General features: G+C 51.4%; 2 protein-coding genes. Both read right to left on the minus strand.

Translation table 11 applies throughout. The annotated features are described in order from the left end of the window. Positions 1–25: 25 nt before the first annotated feature. Positions 26–637, minus strand: coding sequence for a collagen-like domain-containing protein (locus tag ACFVR2_RS20805; protein WP_387366210.1), 612 nt, complete (start codon positions 635–637; stop codon positions 26–28). Positions 638–841: 204 nt separating this feature from the next. Next, positions 842–1,779: exosporium glycoprotein BclB-related protein (locus ACFVR2_RS20810; RefSeq protein WP_387366213.1), on the minus strand; the 938-nt coding region annotated here is incomplete at its 5' end.

The following is a 1,779-nucleotide window of genomic DNA, read 5'->3' on the forward strand; positions in this document are numbered from 1 at the left end:
ATGTTTCTTGTGCTGGGAGTTTGCTTTAATAGTCTGCTGTTGCTCCTGCTGGGCCTGTCGCTCCGTCTGCTCCTGTTGCTCCCGCTGGGCCTGTCGCTCCGTCTGCTCCTGTTGCTCCTGCTGGACCTGTTGCTCCGTCTGCTCCTGTTGCTCCCGCTGGGCCTGTCACTCCGTCTGCTCCTGTTGCTCCTGCTGGACCTGTCGCTCCGTCTGCTCCTGTTGCTCCCGCTGGGCCTGTCGCTCCGTCTGCTCCTGTTGCTCCCGCTGGGCCTGTTGCTCCTGCTGGGCCTGTCGCTCCGTCTGCTCCTGTTGCTCCTGCTGGACCTGTCGCTCCGTCTGCTCCTGTTGCTCCCGCTGGACCTGTTGCTCCGTCTGCTCCTGTTGCTCCTGCTGGGCCTGTTGCTCCCGCTGGACCTGTTGCTCCGTCTGCTCCTGTTGCTCCTGCTGGACCTGTTGCTCCCGCTGGACCTGCTGCTCCTGTTGGACCTTGTGGACCTGTTGCTCCCGTTGGACCTGTTAGGCCTGTTAGACCTGTTAGACCTGGTGGTAGTGGTGCTCCTGTAGGACCTGTTGGAGCCGGTGGTAGCGGTAAGACTGGTGGTAATTGTGGGCCTGGTGGCCCTGGTGGTATTGGCAAATAGATACACCTCCAAAAATATTTTGACGTACACTTTATACTATTTTCGTTGGACAAGTTTGTTTGGATTTTAATACTAATTCTATTAAATATCCGCAAAAAAACTCTACTTACTAGATTCAATTCCTATCAATGATAGTCAATTGTGTTCTAGTTTAGTAGAGTCAAATTTTTATTGCTATTTTTTTATTTTCTATTTGTTAATTAATTTATAGCTACTCCTGCGCTAGCATATCCCGTAACAGTATTAACAAGGCTAATACCAGATCCAGTTGCAGTATATACCATCATTAAACGAGTTTGTGCTGTGACTGGTATTGCTAAAGGTGTAGAAATACCGCTTGTGATTTGGCCTAATGTAAGCGGACCTACTAGAGCTGGTAAAGTGACGCTTGCACCTGAAACTGGAGTAAAGTTATTGCTATTTACCGGTGCACTATATAATTGTGCAGTAACCGTAATACTCGTTCCTAAAATATTCAAAGCTACTACATTACTATAAGATGCAGAAATAGCTGTAATAATACCATCTCTAGGCATTGAGAATGCAAAATCAAGAATCTCAGTTGGCAATCCAGTTCCAGTTAAATTAATCGCTGGTCCAGGTAATAATGAAACATTCGGAAGTGAAATTCCAAATCCTACAAGACCTGCCGTACTAGCTACACTGACTCCAAGAACATCTACTGATGCCATTGCAATTGGTGCACCTGATGCAAACGGAATGATTGCACCTGTACCTGGTATACCTGCTGGACCTGTTGTTCCCGCTGGACCTGTCGCTCCGTCTGCTCCTGTTGCTCCTGCTGGGCCTGTCGCTCCATCTGCTCCTGTTGCTCCTGTTGCTCCTGTTGCTCCTGCTGGGCCTGTCGCTCCGTCTGCTCCTGTTGCTCCTGCTGGGCCTGTCGCTCCATCTGCTCCTGTTGCTCCTGCTGGGCCTGTCGCTCCATCTGCTCCTGTTGCTCCTGCTGGGCCTGTCGCTCCGTCTGCTCCTGTTGCTCCTGCTGGACCTGTTGCTCCTGCTGGGCCTGTTGCTCCGTCTGCTCCTGTTGCTCCTGCTGGACCTGTTGCTCCGTCTGCTCCTGCTGCTCCCGCTGGGCCTGTTGCTCCTGCTGGACCTGTTGCTCCGTCTGCTCCTGCCA

This window comes from Gottfriedia sp. NPDC057991 (genome assembly GCF_042886615.1).
In the GTDB taxonomy this organism is placed as follows: domain Bacteria; phylum Bacillota; class Bacilli; order Bacillales; family Bacillaceae_G; genus Gottfriedia.